The sequence below is a fragment of the Flavobacterium pokkalii genome (assembly GCF_014596575.1).
GTDB classification, from domain to species: domain Bacteria; phylum Bacteroidota; class Bacteroidia; order Flavobacteriales; family Flavobacteriaceae; genus Flavobacterium; species Flavobacterium pokkalii.
The window spans coordinates 218,650-243,155 of record NZ_NASZ01000002.1 but is presented as its reverse complement, the minus strand read 5'-3'; the positions used below and the strand labels follow the sequence as shown (position 1 = coordinate 243,155).

Annotated in this window: 14 protein-coding genes; all 14 read right to left on the bottom strand. The window is 35.3% G+C overall.

Features of this window, described 5'->3' with window-relative positions; genetic code table 11:
* Window positions 1-25: 25 nt before the first annotated feature.
* Entirely contained in the window at window positions 26-1,435 is a 1,410-nt protein-coding gene (gene uxaC / locus B6A10_RS02945; RefSeq protein WP_188219649.1) for a glucuronate isomerase, read from the bottom strand.
* Between the two features lie 18 nt (window positions 1,436-1,453).
* A complete protein-coding gene (locus B6A10_RS02940; protein WP_055093854.1) occupies window positions 1,454-2,245 on the bottom strand; it encodes a gluconate 5-dehydrogenase in 792 nt (263 codons plus the stop codon).
* Window positions 2,246-2,251: 6 nt separating this feature from the next.
* On the bottom strand, window positions 2,252-3,091 hold the full coding sequence (kduI, locus tag B6A10_RS02935; protein WP_188219648.1) for a 5-dehydro-4-deoxy-D-glucuronate isomerase: 840 nt from the start codon (window positions 3,089-3,091) through the stop codon (window positions 2,252-2,254).
* 141 nt (window positions 3,092-3,232) lie between these two features.
* A complete protein-coding gene (locus B6A10_RS02930; RefSeq protein ID WP_188219647.1) occupies window positions 3,233-4,678 on the bottom strand; it encodes an MFS transporter in 1,446 nt (481 codons plus the stop codon).
* 440 nt (window positions 4,679-5,118) lie between these two features.
* Window positions 5,119-9,150 (bottom strand): two-component regulator propeller domain-containing protein, encoded by a 4,032-nt coding sequence (locus B6A10_RS02925; RefSeq protein ID WP_188219646.1) that lies wholly within the window; start codon window positions 9,148-9,150, stop codon window positions 5,119-5,121.
* A 22-nt stretch (window positions 9,151-9,172) separates the two neighbouring features.
* Entirely contained in the window at window positions 9,173-11,008 is a 1,836-nt protein-coding gene (locus tag B6A10_RS02920; protein WP_188219645.1) for a metallophosphoesterase family protein, read from the bottom strand.
* Between the two features lie 21 nt (window positions 11,009-11,029).
* Window positions 11,030-13,993 (bottom strand): glycosyl hydrolase 115 family protein, encoded by a 2,964-nt coding sequence (locus tag B6A10_RS02915; protein ID WP_188219644.1) that lies wholly within the window; start codon window positions 13,991-13,993, stop codon window positions 11,030-11,032.
* A gap of 4 nt (window positions 13,994-13,997) precedes the next feature.
* A complete protein-coding gene (locus tag B6A10_RS02910) occupies window positions 13,998-15,074 on the bottom strand; it encodes a phosphatidylinositol-specific phospholipase C1-like protein (RefSeq protein WP_202986191.1) in 1,077 nt (358 codons plus the stop codon).
* An 8-nt stretch (window positions 15,075-15,082) separates the two neighbouring features.
* Window positions 15,083-16,225 carry an acyltransferase family protein gene (locus B6A10_RS02905; protein WP_188219643.1) on the bottom strand — a complete coding sequence of 381 codons (1,143 nt, stop codon included), beginning with the start codon at window positions 16,223-16,225 and terminating at the stop codon, window positions 15,083-15,085.
* Window positions 16,226-16,227: 2 nt separating this feature from the next.
* A complete protein-coding gene (locus tag B6A10_RS02900) occupies window positions 16,228-18,462 on the bottom strand; it encodes an alpha-N-acetylglucosaminidase (protein WP_188219642.1) in 2,235 nt (744 codons plus the stop codon).
* A 28-nt stretch (window positions 18,463-18,490) separates the two neighbouring features.
* Window positions 18,491-19,477: a family 43 glycosylhydrolase gene (locus B6A10_RS02895; RefSeq protein ID WP_188219641.1), complete on the bottom strand. Its 987-nt coding sequence runs from the start codon at window positions 19,475-19,477 to the stop codon at window positions 18,491-18,493.
* Window positions 19,478-19,503: 26 nt separating this feature from the next.
* Window positions 19,504-21,798 (bottom strand): GH92 family glycosyl hydrolase, encoded by a 2,295-nt coding sequence (locus B6A10_RS02890; protein ID WP_188219640.1) that lies wholly within the window; start codon window positions 21,796-21,798, stop codon window positions 19,504-19,506.
* Between the two features lie 83 nt (window positions 21,799-21,881).
* Window positions 21,882-23,459, bottom strand: coding sequence for a glycoside hydrolase family 28 protein (locus tag B6A10_RS02885; RefSeq protein ID WP_188219639.1), 1,578 nt, complete (start codon window positions 23,457-23,459; stop codon window positions 21,882-21,884).
* Between the two features lie 176 nt (window positions 23,460-23,635).
* Complete coding sequence (locus B6A10_RS02880; RefSeq protein ID WP_188219638.1) at window positions 23,636-24,484, bottom strand: DUF4861 family protein; 849 nt, start codon at window positions 24,482-24,484, stop codon at window positions 23,636-23,638.
* Window positions 24,485-24,506: the final 22 nt, after the last annotated feature.

Here is a 24,506-nt window from a genome sequence, read left to right as displayed (position 1 = left end):
AAAATTTTTATAAATTATACTTTAATTATTTTACCGGAAATTTGAAATATTCCTTCGCATTACCGTAGCTGATATCAGAAACCATTTTTCCAATCCATTCCATTTCAGAAGCAGGTAATTCACCTCTTTTGATTTCGTCTCCTAAAAGGTTACAAAGAATACGACGGAAATATTCGTGTCTTGGGAAAGACAGGAAACTTCTTGAATCAGTCAACATCCCTACAAAACAGCTAATTAAACTCATGTTAGACAATGCGTTTAATTGTTTTGTCATACCGTCTTTTTGATCTAAGAACCACCATCCTGAACCAAATTGTACTTTACCTCTAACACTTCCGTCGTTAAAGTTACCAATCATAGTAGCCATAACTTCGTTATCAGCAGGATTCAGGTTGTAAATAATAGTTTTAGTCAATTTATCTTTACTATCCAATGCATTTAAGAATGCAGATAATTTTTGAGCTTGTGGATAATCTCCAATAGAATCCCAACCTGTATCAGGCCCTAAAATACGGTGCATACGAGCATTGTTGTTTCTCAAAGCACCTAAGTGAAATTGTTGTACCCATCCAAATTCATGGTAAGTTTCACATAAGAATACTAAAATAGCACTTTGGAATTTCAATGCTTCTTCATTGCTGATAGCCTGGTTTTCTCTTTTCTTTTTGAAAATAGCAACCACTTCGCTTTCAGTATAATTTTCGAAATAGATTTGGTCTAATCCGTGGTCACAAAGTTGGCAACCATTCGCATTAAAATACTCGATTCTGTTTCTTAAAGCAGCTTGTAAATCAGCATAAGTATTAATAGAAATTAACGCTTTTTGTCCTAAAATATCAAGGTATTCGTTGTATCCGTCATTAGCAATTAAGATTGCTTTATCAGGTCTGAAAGCTGTACTTACAGTAGTTTTGAAATCACTTTTAGCCAATTGTTCGTGAAAATCTAAACTATCAATTGGATCTTCAGTAGTACAAACTAATTCAGCATTTACTTTTCTAAGCAAGTTTCTTGTACTGTATTCAGCAGAATTTACTTTAGCAGATGTTTCGTCGTAAATTCTTTCCGCTGATTTTTCGTTTAATAAATCGTAAATATCAAAATATCGAGCTAATTCTAAATGCGTCCAGTGGTACAATGGATTACGCATGGTATAAGGAACTGTTTTTGCCCAGTTTAAAAATTTATCTTTATCTGAACCATTTCCAGTAACAAATTGCTCGTTGATACCCAAAGTACGCATCGCTCTCCATTTGTAATGATCTCCTTTAATCCAAACATCAGTAATATTACTAAATATTTTATCTTCAGCAATAAACTGAGGATTCAAGTGGTTATGATAATCAATAATAGGTTGATTTTTAGAATAATTATGGTATAATTCTTCTGCGTATTTATTTTCTAATAAAAAGTTATCGTTGATAAAAGTACTCATTATAATTTCCTTAAAATATTAATCTTCATTTGATGGTTTACCAATGGTAGCCAAAATTCCACCATCAACATATAAAATATGACCGTTTACAAAATCACTTGCCTTAGACGACAAAAAGATTGCCGCTCCAGCTAAATCACTTGGATCACCCCATTTAGCTGCCGGTGTTCTGCTAATGATAAAATCATTAAACGGATGTCCGTCAACTCTAATTGGTTTTGTTTGTTCCGTAGCAAAATATCCAGGCCCAATTCCGTTGATTTGAACATTGTATTTAGCCCATTCGGTCGCCATGTTTTTAGTTAACATTTTCAAACCACCTTTTGCAGCAGCATAAGCCGAAACGGTACTTCTACCTAATTCACTCATCATGGAGCAAATATTGATGATTTTCCCAGCTCTTCTTTCTATCATTCCTTTGGCCACATGCTTAGAAACAATAAACGGACTTACTAAATCAATATCCACTACTTCACGGAAATCAGCTACCTCCATTTCCAACATTGGAATTCTTTTAATAATTCCGGCATTGTTGATCAAGATATCAATTGGACCAACTTCAGTTTCAATTTTTGCAACAGCAGCCTTTACTTGCTCTTCTTCAGTTACATTAAATTTATAACCAACAGCATTGATTCCTTCGCTTTTTAATTCTGCTACAGCATTATCAATTTTCTCCTGTGAAGAATTTCCGTTCACCACAATCGTTGCTCCGGCCTGTCCTAATCCTTTAGCCATTGCCATTCCCAGTCCGTGCGTACTTCCTGTGATAAGGGCAACTTTTCCTTGTATATCAAATAAATTTGTCATTTTTGATTATCTTAAATCAGTGATTTTACAAACATCCATATCTCCGTAATCTAAGTTCTCACCTGCCATACCCCAGATAAAAGTATAATTAGATGTTCCTGCCCCTGAGTGGATAGACCATGGTGGAGAAATTACCGCCTGATGATTGTTCATCCAGATATGTCTTGTTTCCTGTGGCTCACCCATAAAGTGACATACCGCTTGATTTTCAGGAATATCTAAATAGAAATAAACTTCCATACGACGATCGTGTACGTGAGCCGGCATCGTATTCCAAACACTTCCCGGTTTTAACTCCGTCATTCCCATTTGTAATTGACAAGTAGTCACCACACTTCCAATAATCATTTGGTTTACGGTACGGTGATTAGCCGTTTCCATTGTACCCAAATGTAATTTATTAGCTTCCGCCAAACTAACTTTCACAGTAGGATAAGTCGTGTGAGCTGGCGCAGAATTGATATAGAACTTAGCCGGATTTTTGGCATCTTCCGATTTAAAAATCACTTCTTTATTTCCAGCACCAATATACAGAGCATCTTTAAGACCTAATTCATAAGTTTCTCCTTCAACCACAACAGAACCATTTCCACCCACATTAATAATCCCCAACTCTCTTCTTTCTAAAAAATAAGGAGCTTTAAGCGGATCAATTGTTTCAAGAACTAAATCTTTACTCACAGGAACTACTGACCCCGCAATATAACGGTCGTAATGCGAATAAACCAACACTACTTCATCTTCCTGCATTAAATCATCAATCAGAAATTCTTCTCTTAATTGTTTAGTATCGTAGTTTTTTACCGCCTGTGGGCTCGATGCGTATCTGGAACTATATTTTGTCATAATATTTTAATTTTATGTAATCGATTACAAAGGTATTAATTTATTTTATTGCAAAGGTACTTTTCTAAAAAACATGTTTTCTATAAAAAGTTAAAAAAACAAAAAGCCCTCTTAATTTCACAAGAGAGCTTTTTATATATTTTACAAGTCAGTTATAGGCGCGTATTTAGGTACTAATGATTTCATTACCACCCATCCGATCAAATAACAAACAGCACAAATAGAGAAAATAATGAAATAACCAGCTTCAATTCCTTTGAAACCTAAAAACATCATTTCGCTCTCTTTAGAATAATCAAACAAAACTCCTGATCCTTTATTAATTAACGTAGAACCTAAACCTCCGGCTAAACCTCCAATACCGGTAATGGTCGCGATAGCTTTTTTAGGAAACATATCTCCAACTGTTGTAAAGATATTAGCCGACCAAGCCTGGTGAGCAGCTCCCGCAATACCAATAATAAGTACAGGCAACCAATAAGAAATATGCCCTAATGGCTGAGCTACTAATGCTAATAAAGGAAAAAAGGCAAAAATCAACATCGCTTTCATACGACCTTCATAAGGATTCATACCTTTTTTATCTACAAAATAGGTTGGCAACCAACCTCCAATGATTGACAATAAAGTAATCATATACAATACAAATAACGGAAAAGCCGCTTCTGTAGAATCCATATCATAAACTGAACTTAAATAAGCCGGAGTCCAAAACAAGAAAAACCACCAAACTCCGTCAGTCATAAATTTACCAAAAGCAAAAGCCCAGGTTTGCTTATAACTAAAACACTTAGCCAAAGATACTTTTGCAGCTGATTCAGGAACATATCCTTCCATTTTACTATCAGCAACCGCATCCTGTTGAATATACTCTAATTCAGCCTCACCAACTTTAGAGTGATTTTCCGGTTTATCATACATAAAGGTCCAAAATCCCATCCATAAGAAACCTAAAGCACCAATAATAATAAAAGACATTTCCCAGCCATAAGCTTCAGCAATAAAAGGAATGGTAACAGGAGCCGCCAAAGCTCCTACCGTAGCACCGGCATTAAAAATACTGGTTGCAAATGCCCTGTCTTTTTTAGGAAAATATTCAGCAGTAGTTTTAATAGCTGCCGGAAAGTTTCCAGCTTCACCAACTGCCAAAACAAATCTTGCAAAAATAAATAATGAAACACTCACACTAATAATTAGAGAAGTATCCTCAACTGTAGCAATCATTTCTTTAGCTCCTTCAAAACCTACAAACCACTTTCCCGTTAATAATCCTGAAGTAGCAATTCCTGCAAACGCATGTAAACAAGCACCTAAAGACCAAACTCCAATAGCCCAAAGAAATCCTTTTTTAGTATCCATCCAGTCTACAAATTTACCAGCAAACAACAAGGAAACCGCATAAAAAATGGAAAACAAAGCAGTAATATTACCGTAATCGTTATTTGTCCAATGAAATTCAGGAGCAATAAAATCACTCCATGTCAAAGAAAGAACCTGTCTATCTAAATAATTTATCGTTGTTGCAAAAAACAGTAAGGAACAAATTGTCCAGCGATAATTTCCAACAGCTTTGTTTGTTTGGCTCATAATTAAAATGTTTATAAATTTTATTTAATGTTAAAATATTCTTTCTTATTGTTTTCACCGAAATCGTTTTAGAAAAAGGCAAAAAAATTAGCGCCATATCTAAACAAAGCGCAACACTATACTAATCAAAAAATTAGTTCAATATATATACAACCACAACAAAAGAATTGTAATCGATTGCACAAATATAATTCTTAATAATCTAATCGCAACTATTTTGTTCAAAATTTTAAAAATCCAATTCAAATAAATACTTTTTACAAAAATTAGACTATTAATTTAAACATTTGCTAATATATATATTAAATTCCAAAATAAGCCAACACAATTCTCTAAAATTGTGCCAAAAAACAATTTTTATCAAAAAATAACTAAAAGTAATTTTACACAAAGAAATATTTAATACTTAAAAAGACCAAGCTTAAAAAATTAAAAACCAACTACTTAATCAATTTACTTGGCGAATAGCCAAATTGCTTTTTAAAACATCGACTAAAATACAAAGGATCATTAAATCCCACTTTATCAGCCACTTCTGAAACATTAAGTGTTTTTAATTTTAATAACTGAGCCGCTTTTTTCAATCGAACGGTTCTTATATATTCATTAGGCGACAAATCGGTTAGTTGTTTTATTTTTCGATACAACTTGGAAGAACTCATTCCTAATTCAGCGCACAAATAATTAGCGGTGAGTTCCGGATCACTAATATTTTTTTCAATCAAATCAGTAATATCTGAAATAAAATCTATATCCAATTGCGAATGCGTCAAAGTCGAAACATCCGTTTCAATCTCTCCCGAAAAACGCTGTTTCAATTCGCTTCGGGTTTTAATAATGTTATCAATTCGGGTTTTTAACAACGCAGGATCAAAAGGTTTGACCATATATTCATCTACACCTAAATTATAACCTTTAATCTTATTTTCATTTTCAGATAAGGCGGTAAGCATAATCAAAGCAGTATGACTAATATTTTCATCACTTTTTAAAGCTTCTACAAACTGAAACCCACCCATTACCGGCATCATGGCATCGACTACACAAAGAGCCGGCTTAATTTTTCGGCAAAGATTCAGTCCTTCATCTCCATTTTCGGCCTGATACACTTTATAAAATTCTGATAAATAGTCAACGATAAAATAACGAAGTTTGGCATTATCTTCAATCACAACGATATTTTGTCTTAATTCGGTACTTTGATTGCCTTTTTTAAGCTTATCAACCACAGTATAAACTGCTTCTTCCTCTTTGTATTCAATATCAAAAACTTCATTTTTCTTATAACTTTCTTTAGAAATTGGCAATTCTAAAATAAAGACACTTCCCTTAGCAGGCGCACTCTTTAACTCCAAATGACCTTTGTGTACGTCAACCAAAGAAATCACTAACGACAGACCAATACCAGAACCCGTGTTATTCTTTTTACTTCCCTTTACCTGATAAAATCTTGAAAATATTTTTTCCTGACTCTCGAGCGGAATTCCTATTCCGTCATCGCTTACCTCAACAATTAATTTCCGAATATCACCTTCTTCTTTTACTCCCACATACAAATCGACATTTCCGTAATTATTCGTGAATTTCAAGGCATTCGACAATAAATTATAGAGTATTTTATGGTATTTATCTACATCTACCCAACCTTCTATACTTTCCTCTTCGTGATTAAAATTAAAATTAATCTCTTTTTCATGAGCTAATTCGGCAAAAGAATTAAAAACCGTTTGTGTATTGGCTACAATTTCTGTTTTAGACACTTTTAATTTCAACTCCCCTGATTGTGCTTTTCTAAAATCCAAAATTTGATTCACCAATAACAACAATCTGCTGGCATTTTGATAAATCAAATACAACTTATTTTTATCATAATCAAAGCTGTCTTTTTGCTCTAACAATTGTTTTGCCGGACCTAAAATTAATGTCAAAGGCGTTCTTAATTCATGGGAAATATTCGTAAAGAATTGCAATTTTTCGTTAGACAAACGTTCGTCACTGTCTCTTTTAACACGTTCCAGCAAAAGTGCCTGTCTTAATTTAATTCGGGATTTAATTTCTTTTCGAATATAATAAGACGTAATCAAAACAATCAAAACCAACAACAGGAAAATCTTAGTTGTAGTCCAGAAAGGCGATAAAATAGTGATATGATAAGCGGCAGTTTTGCTCCAAATTCCGTCACTATTTCGGGCTCTGATTTTAAAAATGTAATCATCCGGATTCAAGTTAGTATATTGAATTGTCCGGGATTCACTGGTAGTAGTTATCCAATTTTCATCAAAACCTTCTAACATATATTCAAAAGTATTTAGACGTTCAGTGCTATAAGATGGCGCCGAAAATTGAATTGAAAAATTACGATTATCATAATTAAGCTCTACTTCTTTATACGTATTAATATCTTTTAAAAGCGGAATTTGTCCGTTAATTTCTAAACCGGGAAACACCTCTTCGTTTTGCACTTTAAACTCCGTGATAATGGGTGAAGGAGCGACTTTATTCTCCTTAATTTTATCTGCCGAAAAATAAATTACACCATTTTTTCCTCCTAAATAAATTGTCGAATTATTTAAACTATAAAAACCTTTGGAACTAAAAACATCTAAACGGTTACCGCTGTCAACATAATAAATATTTATTTTCTTTGATTTTTTCTTATATCTGGCAACGCTATTATTATTAATATTCAGCCACAAATAACCATCATTATCCATTTCCAAATCGGTAATCCATTTTCCATGAAGCTCTTTTGGTTCTAAAACAGGAATAAAAGCATCTTTCTTCGCATTATAAAACCCGAGTCCTTTTACTGTTGCGACCCAAATATCACCATTATCATCAATCAAAATATCACTCACATGATTGGCCGGTAAACCAACTTTATTATGTGGTGCTTCTAAATACAATTTGACCTTTTTGGTTTTTAAATTATACTTCGCAACTCCGGTTTCGGTGGCAAACCATAAATTTTTAAAACGATCCACCTTTATTTTATTAATTTGAAAATCAGGCAACAAAACACCTTTGGGAATTTTAACCTGAAGTGTTTTAGCATCTAAAATCACAGCACCTTCTCCAAAAGAACCTGCCACCAAAGTATTCTCATCGGCTACTAAAAAAGAAATCAAAGGAGAACTTTTCACTCCAATATCGACTAACCGGGAACTGTTCGTCAAATAATTATAAACCAATATTTTCCCGTTCCACAAACCGCAATAAAAAAGTTTTCCGTCATTAGAATAAATACTGGCAATATCATTCGTATCATTATACAATGGCACAAAATCCTTATCCCGCGAAATAAAAAGTCCGTTATATCTAGTGGCTACAATAACTTTTCCGTCGTAAGTTTTGGAAAAACCTCTTATACTGGGTTTTTGATTATCATTATAAAACGAAATATCCTTACTAATTTTAAACTGATTCCCATAAGGATCGTATTTATCCAAACCATCTTCAGTACCAATCCATAAAACCCCGGACTTATCAAAATAAAGCGAATTAACAATATTCCCAACTAAGGAATTATCATCAGTTAGTTTAGAAAAATACCTTTGAAATTTACCAATAGCAACATCTTCTAACTGATCACAAACCAAAATCCCTCCTAAGGTTCCCAGCCAATATTTACCATCTGGCGCATGAGCTATTGCAATAAAATAAGGTCCTAATTTGTTCCTTAAAACTACATCTTTGATATAAAGATTCTCAAAAATATTTTGCGATTTGTTTAATTTATATAAACCTTCCCGCGTTCCCACAAAAACATCCGATTTAACGTCTTCGTAAATAAAATTGATATAGGGATTTTTTTGATTCGAATTTGGAACCGACAAGGTATAAGTGTTTATTTTTAAAATCTCTCCATTAGCTCCCAAAATAATTTTGGCGACTGACCCCCTACCAAAACTTCCTACCCAAATATTTCCTTTTTTATCCTGAAAAATGGCTTTGATGTATTCAAAACCCTTAATGTTTATTTTAGTAAAACGCCTTTCGTTGGGATTAAAAACCGACAATCCTTTAGTCATTGTTCCTACCCAGACTCTTTTAAATTTATCAACATGCACTGCGCGGATTTCGTCTTCGGGTAAACTATTCGGATTTGTTTTTTGGTTAAAAAAAGTACTAAAAACATGGGTATCCATATTATACAAAGTAAGCCCTTTTCGGGTTCCTATCCATAAATTATTAGAAGCTTTATCCAATTCTAAAGCAGTAATATCGTCATTGAAAATTTTATTTTTTCCCAATTCCGAACTCATGTAAGCCTTAAACTGATAACCATCAAAACGATTGAGTCCAAAAAAAGTTCCCAACCACAAAAATCCATTTTTGTCCTGAACAATATGTCGCACCGAATTATAAGACAAGCCGTTATTTTCACTATAATGTTCAAATTTTATATTCTGCCCCATAAGCGGAGACATCAAAATCAACAGAATGAAAACTATAATGAATTTAGATTTCATGATAAAAAATCAGTTTTAAAAATTAGTTTCGGATGGTATTTCTCCTCAAATTTATAATAAAATTATCGGATGGCGCTCCATTTAGAGAACTTTTAAAAATAGAACAAAATTCATAAAAAGAAGTTTCCGTTTCTGACGCATGAAGCCCACTTTTATAATGCGCCAAACAAGAATCAATCAGTATTTCGTACTGATGAATTCGCTCTTTCCCTATATCTTTCAGAGCCAATTCATCCGCCGAATGCAGACGGTAAAAATCGACTATCATATCATAACCGCTCCATGATACATTCTTGTACTTTTGCTGTTTGGACTGAGGAACTTTTGCAAAAGCAAACAATTTTTTTGCAGATGCTTGTAACAAAAAGTTCTTGAAATCTGTTGGCCAGTCGTTTTTAAGAAAACGGGTTCTGACTAATTCCTTAAGATGCCAATTGGTAAATTCATGATAATTTTTGGCTTCCAAAATCTTTTTGTCCCAAATATTGGGATCGTTTTTATTTTGCAAATAAGCATATTCCTGTTCGTACAAAGGAAAAAGCGTTTTAAAATCAGGTACCGAATCAATCGTAACCGTACTGATTTGCATTTTATTTCTACTCCGAATAGTCAAAATTTTATATCCCGGAATGTAAGCCGCTAATGACGGAATCTGGATATTAAACAATGCTTTTCCATCTTTGTATTTTCTGATTCCGGTATCATTAATGTGCATGTGTCCCGCAAAATGAAGTTGGATTCCCGCTTTTGCAAAAAGAGCACTCACTTCTTCAACAGGAACTCTGTGCAATTGCATTTTCTCTTCTCCAAATAATTTTCTCATCATTGGCGAAGCATCGTCATTAAAATCCACCATCGGATAATGACTAAAAGCAATGAGCGTTTTCCCTCTTTTTTTCGCTTCCTGAGCGACCTTTGCTACCCAATCTATCAAGTGTTTTTTATGGGTTAAAACCTGATTGTAGCCAACATTCGGGCTGTTATAATTAGTGGGGTTTTCAGGATGATTCTGAGCTGCTGCTTTTGGCACATAAACATTTCCATCAATAGCTAACAGCCAAATCCCTTTTTGAGGTTCTACCAAATAACTTAAATCCGGAATTGGATTTTGATAAGGCGGAATAGCATATTTTCTTTTTTCAATTGTTGCATTTTCCAAAGCCAATTGAAAACTATAATTTTCAGGCTTATAATCCGTAAAAGGCGTTTCCCAATACAAATCGGTTGCTTTAGGATAAAACCCAAAATCTTTTAATTCATCCAAAACCTCAGCATAACCTATCGTTCCAATATCTTTTGTAATTACAGCCGGAAGTTCGTCCGAACTTTTAGGAACATACATTCCCGCTTTGCTCATAATCACCTGATTTTTTCCCTCCTTTCCCAAAAAATCCGTTTTTCCGGAATCAGTTAAAAAAGGTTTGGCCACGTCGTGATTTCCCGTTGTAATTATAAATTGAATACCGTATTTATTAGTATAATTATTTAAAATCTTTTTTAACCCTCTAATGTTTATTGGCTGACCATCATCACTAAAATCACCGGGTAAAGCCACAATTTTAATATTTCGTTTCACTACATCATCCAAAGCAGCAATAAAAGCAAAATAATTTTCGTTGAACAATCTTGTTGATTGCAGTTGGGATTTCATAGTTCGTACTAAAGTATATTTCCCATCAGCAGGATTTAGGATTCCTTTATAATCAGTATCTGAAAATTCGCCATAAATATCCAACAAATGAACATCGGATAAAAATGCAATTTGTTCGTTTTTAGGTGTAAATTTCCCGACCGAAGTACAGGAAACAACAGCAAAAAAAGCAACTAACAATAAAATTACATTCTTAAAACAGTTCATTCTCCAATTTACTTTTAAAATTTACATCTTCGTTTCCGGTGGAAAAGCATAAGAATCTTTCCATCCGCCTAAATCAATTAAAACTTGATCAATCATTACTCCCGGATCGACCATCCAAACTTTCAAAGTGTGTTTCCCAGCCTTATTAACAATTTGTTTCGCCGATTTTACAGCAGCATTTTTCAACACATTTTGCATCCATTCATCACTACGTCCAAAAGTCTGAAAATCCAAAATAACCGGCTCAGCATCATCAATGGCTACCGCACATCGCACCCCTTTGCCTTCGTAAAAAGCATGGGTAGGAACGATTTGTACATTTATTTTGGCATCACCAAAATTAAAAGTATAAAAATCATATTCCATTACGGGACTATTAACTTTTATCGTTTTTAAATCTACTTCAGAATCAGCTGTTCGAGGCAAAGCCACACTCACTTTTCCGGCATAACCCATGCCTTCAAAACTTTCCCATTTGGCACCTTTTCCCTCTTTTTTATTTGAATAATTCACCGCATTTATAGAAACATATCCTTTGTCTTCCACAAATCCTTTGTAATTTTCTAATTCAGAAAATTTAGGATTAAATACACTCACACCAATCGTAATCAAAGTATCTTTACTAACAAATTCTATTGCCGAATTCACCTTATAACTTGGCGGAATCAATTGGTAATCGTGTCCTAAAGGAGCTTCTTTTTTATTTACTCCTTTTGGTACTTTTGCCCAATCGATACTTACCCAAATACGTTGTTGACTACGTTCTTTATTATCTAAAGTTCCTTGTTGTTGGGAAATTTTTATCCAATCCGCCTTCGGTTTTGCCTGCCAATTTACGGTTCCCTCACCTTTCATAAAAACATCAATATAATACTGATTCTTCACATAAGCATTAAAAACCGGCAGCACATCAGCATAGGAATTCTCCGTTTTGTGGTTGACTTCCATTTCATAACTTTCCAAAGCCAGTTTCATTTCCGGCTTTTTCCCTGCAACAGCATTTGTTGACGTAGCCTGATCAAAAACGGGCAAAAAGCGTGGCGACATACTCATGATATTTTTCCACTTTCCGCCGGCCAATTCGTTATTAAAATAGCGCGTTTCTTTCTGAATTCTTTCAAAAGCTTCTGCTGATTTTTTTGCAAAAAATGCTGCGCTTCCCCTTCCCTGTTCGGCAACAAATTTATTTTTATACGAATACAACCATTTATGATTTAAACTTGCTGCGCCAATAACCGGATATTCAACTAATTCATAAAACGCATTTTGACGATTCGCCGGAATAGCAGTTTTTAATTTTTCAGCTCTATCCATTAATTTTTGGTAAGCCTCAATTCTTTTGGAAACCTCATCTCCGTAATGAATTTGCGTCAACGCAGTTGGTTTTGATTTGGTTTCCGGTTCTACCTGATTCCAAGCCATAAACTCAGGACGACGCTGAAAAGCCAAATGATAATAATCAAAAAACAAGTCGGTTATCGAATTAGCATTTTGCGTTCCAAATTCTCTCGAAGCCCAGTTTTGCATATGTGTTTTTACACTTTGACTTTTAGCAAAAGGGTTCATATCCCAAGCCATATCCAGAAATAATTCGATATTGTATTCATGCGGTTTGATATCGCCACAGTTCAAAATCCATAAATCACGTGATTGGAATTCGTATGCTTTTGCCATTTCTTCCCACATCAAAACCGGATTAGTTGAATTCAACCACAAATAATCATGCGGACGTCCCCAATATGAAGTATGATAATAAATTCCCGCTCCTCCGGCACGCGTTTGTTCTTTCAGATTACTCAACTGACGAATGTACCCATAATTATCATCCGTCCATACCAGTTGGGCATCATCTGGTAGTTTCAAGCCTTTTTGGTAATAATCCAACACTTCTTTATACGGAATAAATGCTTGCGGAATTTTGTTCGGTTCTTTACCAATTTCTTTTTTCAAAATAGTCCTTTGGTCGGTAATCACCTGTTCCAATAATTTTACCTGTGCATCCGAATCGTCTTCACCCACAATCATTGGCGAATCGTGTTCGCCACGCATTCCGATGGTGTAAATATTTTCAAAAGCTGCTGTTTCTTTAGTTCTCTTTTTAAAGAAATTTTTAATCACCCCTGAATTCGTATCATAACGGTATTCCCCCATCGTATTGTGGTTCCACTCCGCATTAATGTTGCTCAACATCGGCTCAGCATGCGAAGTTCCTACCACAATGGCATAATCATCAGCAACTTCTTTATTTTTTGGAAAAGAATAAAAGGCTTTGGTGCTTTTGTGCATCGCTGGCCAAATAGTATTGGCTCTCAAACGCAACAACAATTCAAAAACTTTGGCATAAGTTTTAGGTCCGATATCCCCCGTTTCCGGTTCGAATGTTTTGGCTGCCCAAGGTTGTAATCCCCAGTCTTCATCGTTTAGAAAAATTCCTCTGTATTTCACCGATGGCGATCCATAAACTTTAGTTTGAATATTTAAAACCAGATTGTCTTTTTTATCCGGTGTAACATCAGCCCACCATTCCCATGGAGAAACCCCCATCATTCTGGAAATTTCCAGCAATCCGTAAGCCGTCGCTCTTCTGTCAGAACCTACAATTACCAATGCTTTTTTGATGGCTGCTGTTGGATTTTCAACAACTTGAATTTTATAAGTTTCCCATTTCCCTTTTACATCAGCAACAGTAATTTTTTGTTTCGAAACCAAATTATCAATCCATTTGCTTTGCCCAATAGTTCCGGCCATAATTGTTATTTCAGAATTATTTTTCGAAACTATCAACCTCTTATTTGTAATTGAAAAAACATCATCAGCCAAAATTTTAGCTGCAATGTGAACTACTTTTGGCTCTTTTTCTTCTACTAAAATAGCGGCTTTTTGATTGGCTGAAACAATAGCAAAATCATTGTTTTGCCCATTTACAACATTGGCAAAAAGAGCAATAAAAACTAGAAAAATGATATTAAACTTATTTTTGAACATGATTTTATTTTTTAATTCTTTCGAAACGATTATTATCAAAACTCACCTTGTAAGACGATTTAAAAAGCGTGGACGGAATATAATAATCCGTTGAAATTACTTGTGCTCCCGATGCTTTTGCTTTTTCAAACTTAGTATAATCATTCGCTCTGGCTTCGGTTGTTCCGTCATCGGCACGGGTGCGAACCATGTAGCCTTTGGCGACCAACTCTTTGATATAATTAAAATCTTTCACCGGATTGTTTACAATTCTAAAAGCCGCTTCCGGAGTTCCTTCTTTAGCATTTATAAATAAAACGCAGTTTTTCAAACTTGGATGACCGTCCATATAACGATTATTCTTGATTTCATTTTCATCCAACACAAATAAAATCTTTCCTCGAACACTTTCTAAATCTGGCCAACCCTTTTTTAGTATGGCTTCCTCCAAAGTTGCAAAATCACCTCTTACCAAATCGGGAGTAATTAATTGCGAAGCGTCAAAAACGGAACGAATTTCACTATCGATACTTTCTAAAGCTTCTTTTGTGAATGGTAAAGGCGCTTTCAAATTTTGACTATTTCCGTCTTTGGCATTGATTAATATAAAAATAGGAAAATGATTTTGATGTTCATCTGACCATTTTTTCAGGGCTTGCAATCCTTCTTTGAAAAGTAGATAATGACTTCTAAAATCGATATCCGGAATATGAAACATCTTTAATCCGGGTTGCGCTAACTTTTTTTCAGGATCAAATTCTAATGGTTTTTTACCCAGAGTTTTTACGATTGTCAAACCTTTAGGATTGGAATAATAACCACCTTTAGGATCGTACAACACATCCATCTCCAAATTTCGAAGGCCTAAATCCAACTGCGCTTCCAGAGGAATATGCGAGTATTGTAGTGACTTTGCTCCGGCAGAATCTTTTTGATACAAATAATCCCAGAGCGGTTTTTCAATAGCAATTTTATATGAATTATGACTGCCAATCACCTGAATTTGATTCATTTTCACCCCATCCTGTTTCTTTTCATTAAAAGAAACCAATGAAAAGAAAGTCACGAAAAACAAAACCCCTATTTTATTTTTTGATGCCATATTTTGAATCAAATACGAATATAAATTCTCCTTTTGTTCAACCACCAACCAATACTCCAACAAAGCAGCATAAACAAAATAGCCGTAACAAAAGACCCTAAACTTCCCGGAAAGACAGTTTGAATTATACTTTCGCTAAACCATTCGAAAACATCTTGTTCAGAATTTACAGGTATTATTCTCAATAACGTAAAGAAAAGTTCTGAGAACAAATAAATGAACATAGGATTTTTGCCAAAAATGGTACAAAATTCAACTCCAAACTGCTTTTGTTTTAATTCAATCAAATAAATTAAAACTGCCATAATTGATAAATCGATTCCAACAGTATACAACACGAAAGAACCAGTCCAAAGCTTTTTACAAATTGGAAAAACCAAATCCCACCAACGTGCCAAAGCCATTAAAAGAAAACCTACCAGTAATAATTTAGCTATTCCTTCAAATGTTTTTCCAATTCTTTGAATAAATGCTCCGGCAATAAAACCAGCAATTACATTTACAATTGATGGCACGGTGCTCAAAATTCCTTCCGGGTCAAAAGGTATAGCATCCCTTTTGTAAATATGTCCGTTTCCTAAAATAGATAAATCCAAACGGGTTACCGCATTAGTGGCCATATCCAATTCTCCCCCCGGTTGCCCAAAGAGATATAATATAGCCCAATAGCCCAACAAAAAAATTACAGACAAAACGATTGCTGCTTTTTCAGTCAAATAATAAAAGATAACTGCTGCAAACAAATAGCACAATGCAATACGTTGCAAAACGCCCATGACACGAGTTTCGGCAAAAGGCTTTAATTCCCAAATACCATCAATCCCTTGACGAACAAAGGGAAACCAGTACATTAAGTATCCTAGAAGAAACATAATAAGCGTACGCTTAATCACTTTTTTCCAAAATACATCAGCGGCCATTTCTTTCATTTTTCCCATCGAAAAACTCATTGCATTCCCCATTGCAAAAAGAAAGGATGGAAATACCAAATCGGCCAGAGTAAATCCAAACCATTCGGCATGAACCAAATAAGGATAGAGATGGGCTCCTGTTCCCGGTGTATTGACCACAATCATTAAACAAATCGTTAATCCTCTAAACACATCTAGCGAGAGGAAACGATTGGAATTTTGGTTAGAAATTGCTCCCATAGTTAATAATCGTATTTAATTGGCGCCATTTTTTCGGTTACAGGTATAATGCGAGAGCGGTATTTTTTGTGCAAAGCTTTAGCAATCACAGCTGGATTTCCCTTCGCTTTTACCGGAAAATCTTTTCTCTCATTTACCCATTTCCATTCCCATTCTTTAATTTTTTCATCAAATTTTTCCTGATTGAAAGTTCCCCAATTGGCTTTTACATCTGTAAAAAACTGTTGCCATCTTGGTTTGTAAAAATCAGTAAACAGTCCGCTCCATTGACGGTTACTGTATTCATGCAATCTGTTATCGGCCCCACCCCAAAGTGTAATTAAATCACGGGCATTTTGCTCATACAACGCTTTTTCTTTCTCATCAATTCCCCAACGTCTAGCATCGGCAATCCATGGACCTAAAAGAAAATCATAACGCGTAGCCAACAATTGATCCATATCATCAATCAATTCAATAAACTCTTTTGCGTTTTTTTCAAATGCTGCTTTGTCATTGTTTTGATAATCTTTGGCAATTTGCTGTTGCAAAGGCAAAGCATAATTAGCTAAAACCTGACGCGTCACATCTACTAAATCATATTGAAAACCATCTGATTTTTGATAAGCCGGAGCCGCTTTTACAAAAAGATCCCAAGCCGGCAATAAATCTTTTGAAGCATAATTTTGTTTGGTTCTTGCCCAGCGACGGAAACCTTCGAATGTAGGTCTTGAAACGATAATCGATTCCGCTCCATCACGAATTACCTGTCCGTTATAAACTGTTTTTACCAAAATATCCCAGGCTTTTGCAATATCAGTGTTTGATTTTCCATAACGATTTAAAGTATAATTAGCCAACCAGGAATTCAATTCAATTGGCGTATCTCTCCAGGTATTATCAGTCATTAACTCATACAAAACCGGATTTTGCTCGATAGCTTCCATTGTTAGTCCGATTCCTTTTAGTTTTCCTGATTTTGGATCTTTTAAAGCTTTAGCAGGCTCATTGGCTACGGTTTCTATTCGACCAAACATCGAAATATTTCCACCAAAATTGTGTAACATATTCCAAATCCATTGTTTGCCATAAAAAGCTTCGGTGCGTTTCCAAACCGGTTCAATCTCGGCAGCTAAATCTAAAATAATCATCCTATCATCAGGAACAGCATCCAGCAAACCTTTGATTTGCGGTGCTTCCCAAAACTCCCTATGACTGTAAAAAAGCCAGCCCTGCATGACCCAAATTGCTTTTTCATCGGCAGATTTCATCCCTTCAAATATCTTTTTACTCAAATCAAATAAATAAGTCGGATCATTTGATGGCGGAGTATTTTCGTTAAAAGTATCTGCAGAATACAGATGATCGGTTCCATAAATCTTTGATTGCATTTCTAAGAATTTCTTTCCGATTTCAGCAAACAAAGGATCATTCGAATCTAAAATATAAGTATCCTCAAAATCATTCCCCCAGTTAGTTTGCTTTAATTTAGCATTAGGAAAAAACTTTTTAAACGATGCCGGAACGTGTCCTGTAAAAGCCGGCAAAACTGTTCTCATTCCTAATTCGCGTTCTCTTTTTAGAATTTTAATTTGCAAATCACGATGCGTTTCTTTCCAGTTTTTAGACAAAGGTCCTCCCCAACCATCTAAATTTCCCATCCAAAACCAGGAGAAATAAGCCGGTCCGCTAAAAAAAGTATTCAAATCTTCATCTGTAAAACCATAGGATTTATACACTTCGTCCCAAATGTATTCTTCTCCGGTAATCGCCAATGGCATATTGATTCCGTGCAAAGCCATCCAGTCGATTTCTTTTTCCCAACGTTTCCAATCCCACCAACTCATACTGTAATTAAAGGTGCAATAGTTCAAATAATAGCGGTATTCGTAAGGTGTTTTTTTATGAATCAATTTAGGAACTGCCGGCAATTTCTTAGGCAAATTCAAATTGGTTCCATTCCATGTTATTTGGCAATGTGTAACATTATTGAGATAATAATATAATGCAGATGCAACCGAAACACCGTTGTTTCCTCTCAACACAATTTTATCTCCTTTAGAAACGATTTCAAACCAATCCTCTTTGGCTGAAGAATCGATTTCTATACTAAATTGCGACGCATGATTGGGTAAAATACGAGCAATAAGTTGACTGGAAGCATTAGCTATTTCTGTCTCCGGTTTTGTCGATTGACTAACACCAGTTTCAAAAATAAAAACAATAAACAATATGACTAATTTAAGGTTGGTTTTCATCTTTTTATTAAGCTTATATTATACAAAATCAGAAACTGGAAACGCCAGTTGGTTTTATTTTTAGGATGTTGTGATTAGCATCAAAATTCAAACTGTCAATACAAATTTGACGCAATACATATTTTTCTTTTTGGGGAAGAATTCGGTGGTATAAAATATAATCCTGACCTTTTTCCTTAAAAACCGAATGATGTCCCGGACCATAAGTAATACTATCAGCAGTAGTTTCCAGAATAGGACTGTTTTTGGCTGTTTCAAATGGTCCTAAAGGAGAATTTCCAACAGCATATCCTACTTTGTAAGTAGCATCAATAGCTTTTCCTGACGAAAACATCAAATAGTATTTCCCAAAATGCTTAATCATATAAGGCGCTTCAAAATAATCCTTAGGAGTAACTGCTTTAGGTTTTTCATCAAATAAAATCATATCCGAATTCAGTTTGGCTGCCATACAAGTACCATTTACCCAATTAAATCCGGAACCCCAGTATAAATAAGCCTGACCATCATCATCAATAAAGCAATCGGCATCTATATTGTGTACCAAAGGATAATCTTTTGATGAAATCAGTGGCGATTGGTCTTCTTTGGCATTTTTCCATGGCCCTAACGGAGTATTGCTGACCCCAACCCAAACCTCGCTGCCCACAGAAACATACATATAATATTTCCCATTAGCAGCTTTTCTTACCGATGGTGCCCACACCATGGAATCTTTAGAATTAGGACTCGTACAGGCTTTTTTCGTTGGCCAGTTTAAATGATGACGTTCAAATTGTATAAAATCCTTAGTTGAAAATACCGCCAGTTCATCTCCTCCCCAAGGATCAATTGTGGCATAAATAAAAAAAGTATCTCCTTCTTTTACAATACAAGGATCTGCAAAATATCCCGGTAATATTGGGTTTGTAATTTTTGATTTTGCTTGTAAATTTTCCTTTTTGACAGGAAGTTTACACGAAATCAAAAACGTACTCGTCAACAAAATAAAAATACCCAGTTTCAAATTCTTCATCTCTATTATATTAATCTTCTATAAAATTATTCTTCAATTACTTCGTCTGATTTAGAAGGCGGAACCTGTTTTGTTCCCCAGATTTTAGAAGGCGTTGCCGCCATTTCAAATTCCAACACACCACCTTTTACAATATCACTATGCTCAATAAAAGCATTTTCGAATGGCTTTCCATTTAATGTTACTGATTTAATGTATTTATTTTTCTCAGAAAGATTCTTGGCTTTGATAGTGAAATCTTTTCCGTTTTCCTGATGAATCACCGTTTGCTTGAAATAAGGCGAATTAATCAAATAATACGATTGCCCCGCATTAGGATACAAGCCCATCATGTGGAAAGCCAACCACGAAGACATCGCTCCTGAATCGTCATTTCCGGGAATTCCGTTTCTGGAACTGTTGTAATTTTTATCAATAATTTGGTGAATGCGATCGTTGCTCAAATCAGGGCGACCAATCCAATGATATAAATTCGGACTCAAAAACGAAGGCTCATTCGCAACATTATAAAATTCTTTATCAAAAAGTGTGTTCAATCTCTTTTTGAAAGCTTCATTTCCGCCTGTTTTTTTAATCAGCATCGCTACATCATGAGGAACGGAAAGCGAATATTCCCAAGAACTGGCTTCGTAGAAAACACCACACCACCAGCAAACACAATTAGGCCAATCCTGCGCTAAAGGCGTGTAAGGCACATAAGAAATTTTACCATTAGTAGCCGCACACTGAATACTGTCTACCCATTTTTTATTAGAATCCTTCGGCATGATAAATCCTCTGGAACCGTTGTCTTCAATATCTCGCCAAAGGTTTTGCCAATTGTCTGATTGTTTGATAAAACGCCAGTATTCGCCTTTGCGTTTAGTTCCTTTGGCAACAATTGCCAGACAATAATCATTATACGAATATTCTAAAGTTCTGTTTCCGGAACGTACATAATCGGTAGAAACATAGCCTAAACGGTTGTAATCAACTAATCCGCCACGACCTTCTTTTTCTTCATTGCCACCAGGAGGAAATAGCGCATCCTTAAGCATGGCATCCAATCCTAACTTGTAATTGATACCTTCCAATCCTTTTACAAAAGCATCGGCAATAACCACCTCAGCATTCGAACCACCCTGAGTTCTTCCGTTCGAATTACCGCTTCTGGCTTCCGGTAAATAACCATCACGTTTGTAGATTTGCAACATCGCATTCACAATATCAATTTCACGTTTAGGATCTAAAAGCGTAATAAGCGGACTTGAAGAACGATAAGTATCCCATATAGCATAAAAATCATCATAGTAAGGAGAATCATTTTCCCAAAGCGGATTTTCTCCTGTACGGTCCACCGGCATCAACATAGTATGATACAATCCGGTATAAAACATGGTTTTCTTTTCTGTCGAAGCTTCTTTTTCAACTTCTACTCTTTGCAATAAATTCTCCCATTTTTGTTGGGTTTCGGCTAATTCTTTTTTGAAATCCCAATGCGGAATTTCGTTATCGATATTTTCTCTGGCTTTCAAGGCACTGATGAAAGAAATTCCAATTTTCATGTTCAGCGTTTTATTGGCTAAGCTTTCGAAAAGCAACATCGCTCCCGTTTTCTTTCCGTTATCCACCTGATTTTTTTGATTCGGGAAAAAAGTTTCTCCTTTCCAAGTCGAAAAATTGGTAAACGGCTGATTAAATACTGCCGAAAAATAAACCGTATAGGTACTTCCGTTATTCCAGCCACCGCGAACTTTAGTATAACCTCTAACCTCAGTATCTGAAATTACTTCTACCTGCGACCCCACGAATTGCTGTGCTTCTCTCCCATCCGGAATAATGGACTCATCCAGATACCTACCTAAATCAATTTTGACAGCATTTTTTGCATTCGAATCGAAAACAAATTTGTAAAAAGCAGCTCTGTCAGAAGTGGTAATTTCCGTTTGAATTTTCCATTTTTTCAATAAAGCACTGTAATAACCTAAAGCTACTTTTTCGTTTTCACGAAGTGATTCCTGTTTGATGGTTTCAAAATCACCTGATATAGGCATTATTGACACATTTCCATATTTAGCTCCACCACCAGTTCCACTCACATGCACCTGACTAAAACCATAAATTGGTTTCGTCATATCGGTAGTAAAACCACTATTGGCGTTTAAATCATTATCGGGCCCCGGTTTAATCATTCCATAAGGACATGACGGCCCTACAAAAACATTCCCAAGACCTTCCGAGCCAATCATAGGATCAACAAAACGATGATTTTGTGCATTTACACACCAACACTGTAACAGCAGTACTAAACAAATAAAAGTGGAATTTCGGAGTTTATTCATAATTTCTATTTTAATTCTCAGAATCATCAAAATTAATTCCCCTTCCCTAAAGGGTGCAATTTTGATGATTCTTGAGGCAATTTTTAAGGTATCGTTTTTATATTCGTCTCTTTTAAATCTATTTTGGATTCAGCTACATTTTTCAAAACAACTTGTTCGTTTTTAGCTTCCGGCAAATCCATTTTCCCCATACTCAAATGCTGAACATCATCAAAAACAAATGCAGGTCGGAAATCAGCGTCCTCCAAAGTAACTTTAACATTCTTAAAACTAATTCCGTTAGCGTGACGCACATAAAATGCCCAGGCTGGCAGCTCCCCAAACATTGAGAATTCAGGATAATCCTGTATTTTTTCCGGAACGGAATCTAATCGATTTAACGGTACATAAGCCATTCCTTTTGTCGCTCTGCCTGGATAGGAAATAGTAATATTTTCCAAATTGACATTCTCTATTAGATAACCCGGAATCCCAACAATCGACGATGGAAAAGGATTATGAAAAAAATCAACTTCAGGACCTCTTATATCATAATTCAAATCTGGACGTCCAAATGGTACTTGAACCTTCACATTTTTGATACTCACATTTTTAATGATTCCCGTTTTTTGACCATCGCGATGCCCTAATCGAATAAAAATCGCATTTCCGGTATTGACCGCATTAATATTAGAAACATCAATATTTTCTATCACCGCTCCATCCACCGATTCGATAGCGATTACCGAGCGAAACGTATCATAAACCTGAATATCTTTAATCACCACATTTTTAAATCCGCCATAAGAAGCAGTTCCGAATTTTATAGCACTGGCACTAGATTTTATCGTGCAATTGGCAATATAAATGCCATCATTAGCATATCCGGGATAATAAGATTTTAAGCAAATACCATCATCGGCAGTGTTCAAATCACAATTGGTAACTTTTACTTTTTTACAATCGGTAATGTCAATTCCGTCATTATTCCAATACGAACGATTGACCACCTTTAAATTATCTATGATTAAATTCGAACACAACTCAAAAGACAAACCCCAACAGGATGCAGCGCCTACTTCTAAACCTTCCACTGTTACATTCTCACATTGGGAAAAACGAAACAACTTCGGTCGCATGGTTTCATTGGGACGGTTTCTGCGAGTGCTGTAATTAGGATCAACCGCAATTCCGGCATGATGCAAACTATCAATATTAAGTGCCAATTGTAATCCCTGACCATCGATTTTTCCTTTTCCGTACAGTTTTATATTGGTTGCTTTATGCGCTAAAATCAAAGCCATTTGCGAATTATCATCTTTTTTGGGAGAATCAGGACGGCCGGGAAAATCCATTTTGAAATAATCCTTCGGATTCGTACTTCCTAACAAAACGGCTCCTTCATCTAAATATAAACTCACATTTGTTTTCATTTGAATACTACCGGATAAAAATTGTCCTTTCGGAAAAACCACAACTCCTCCTTTGCTTTTAAAAGCGGCATCAATTGCTTTTTGAATAGCGACTGTATTGAGTGTTTTCCCATCTGCTTTGGCTCCATAATTAGTAATTAAAAACTCTTTTAGAGCTTTGGCTTTATTTTGTGCAGGACTATTCCAAGCAAACAGAAAAAAGCTTACTAATATGTTAACATAAAACAGTTTCGACTTTACTTTTATCATTTTATTTTCACTTAAAATACTAAAAATCAATTATTTATAAAATATTTTCATTTTAAAAAAAGACAAAAAAAAAGCGCACAGTTGACACCGATTGATTTTCATGTATCAACTGTGCACTATTTTTTGTAATTCAAAATTTCAAAATCTCACAAAAAATAAGCACTACTATGTAGATCTTATTTCATGTAAGCTTCTAACTTATCCAAATTATTAATCTCCTTTTCTCTGGCGCAAGCCGAAACCACTTCCGTTTCCAAATGTTTCGTTGGTTTAGAAATCAATAAGTATTGGGTTCCGTCATCGGTACTTTTTACATAATCTTTCGGATTGTATTTAATAGCACCACCCACTTCTACAATCTCAGCAGCTACGTCTTCCGGATGTTTTCCCCAAACGGCAATATAATTGGCTCCTTTCTTGGTTCCGCAACCTTTGAAATAATTCACTCCGGTTACAAACTGTACTTTTTCGCCATTCAAACTAAAAGCTTCCACTTTAGCTTCTCTTTTTCCGGAAAATACCGTAACACGTACTTTGATATCAACTTTTTTCCCTTTGTAAGGCACTCCTCTGGAAATCATTTCCATATAAGAACTGCTTTCCGTTTTCCCTACATGAGCCAAACGATTCGTTACCGGATTCAACGGAACTACTTTTTCACCATCCCAAAGACGTACTCCTCCTAAACCTACGGTGGATCCTACTTTATAATAATCGGCTCCCCAACCTTCTTTTTGTTGTTCCGGAGTTGGATACCAATGTGCGGCTTTCAACTCCAAACCTTTTTTGGCCTTATTATAAACATCAATAGCTACTTTATCACTAAAATAAATTCGCAATGCCATCCATTCATTCTCTACAGCTGGCCCATGATGACCAATTGTACTGTATAAATCCCCTGATTCAGAACCAATATCTGTCAGGTAACTTATTTTATCAGCTTTCATATACAAACTATTGTCTGTATTATTCTGTCCGATACAAATGCCTCCAAACAGCAAAGCAGCCATAAATGATAATTTCATAATTTCAATTATTTATAGATTA

What these genes read in the sequence shown, in the direction of transcription:
- kduI (WP_188219648.1), bottom strand. Translation starts at nt 3,091, where the DNA reads ATGACAAAATATAGTTCCAGATACGCATCGAGCCCACAGGCGGTAAAA.
- uxaC (WP_188219649.1), bottom strand. Translation starts at nt 1,435, where the DNA reads ATGAGTACTTTTATCAACGATAACTTTTTATTAGAAAATAAATACGCA.
- B6A10_RS02900 (WP_188219642.1), bottom strand. Translation starts at nt 18,462, where the DNA reads ATGAAAACCAACCTTAAATTAGTCATATTGTTTATTGTTTTTATTTTT.
- B6A10_RS02880 (WP_188219638.1), bottom strand. Translation starts at nt 24,484, where the DNA reads ATGAAATTATCATTTATGGCTGCTTTGCTGTTTGGAGGCATTTGTATC.
- B6A10_RS02885 (WP_188219639.1), bottom strand. Translation starts at nt 23,459, where the DNA reads ATGATAAAAGTAAAGTCGAAACTGTTTTATGTTAACATATTAGTAAGC.
- B6A10_RS02890 (WP_188219640.1), bottom strand. Translation starts at nt 21,798, where the DNA reads ATGAATAAACTCCGAAATTCCACTTTTATTTGTTTAGTACTGCTGTTA.
- B6A10_RS02905 (WP_188219643.1), bottom strand. Translation starts at nt 16,225, where the DNA reads ATGGGAGCAATTTCTAACCAAAATTCCAATCGTTTCCTCTCGCTAGAT.
- B6A10_RS02920 (WP_188219645.1), bottom strand. Translation starts at nt 11,008, where the DNA reads ATGAACTGTTTTAAGAATGTAATTTTATTGTTAGTTGCTTTTTTTGCT.
- B6A10_RS02895 (WP_188219641.1), bottom strand. Translation starts at nt 19,477, where the DNA reads ATGAAGAATTTGAAACTGGGTATTTTTATTTTGTTGACGAGTACGTTT.
- B6A10_RS02910 (WP_202986191.1), bottom strand. Translation starts at nt 15,074, where the DNA reads ATGGCATCAAAAAATAAAATAGGGGTTTTGTTTTTCGTGACTTTCTTT.
- B6A10_RS02940 (WP_055093854.1), bottom strand. Translation starts at nt 2,245, where the DNA reads ATGACAAATTTATTTGATATACAAGGAAAAGTTGCCCTTATCACAGGA.
- B6A10_RS02915 (WP_188219644.1), bottom strand. Translation starts at nt 13,993, where the DNA reads ATGTTCAAAAATAAGTTTAATATCATTTTTCTAGTTTTTATTGCTCTT.
- B6A10_RS02925 (WP_188219646.1), bottom strand. Translation starts at nt 9,150, where the DNA reads ATGAAATCTAAATTCATTATAGTTTTCATTCTGTTGATTTTGATGTCT.
- B6A10_RS02930 (WP_188219647.1), bottom strand. Translation starts at nt 4,678, where the DNA reads ATGAGCCAAACAAACAAAGCTGTTGGAAATTATCGCTGGACAATTTGT.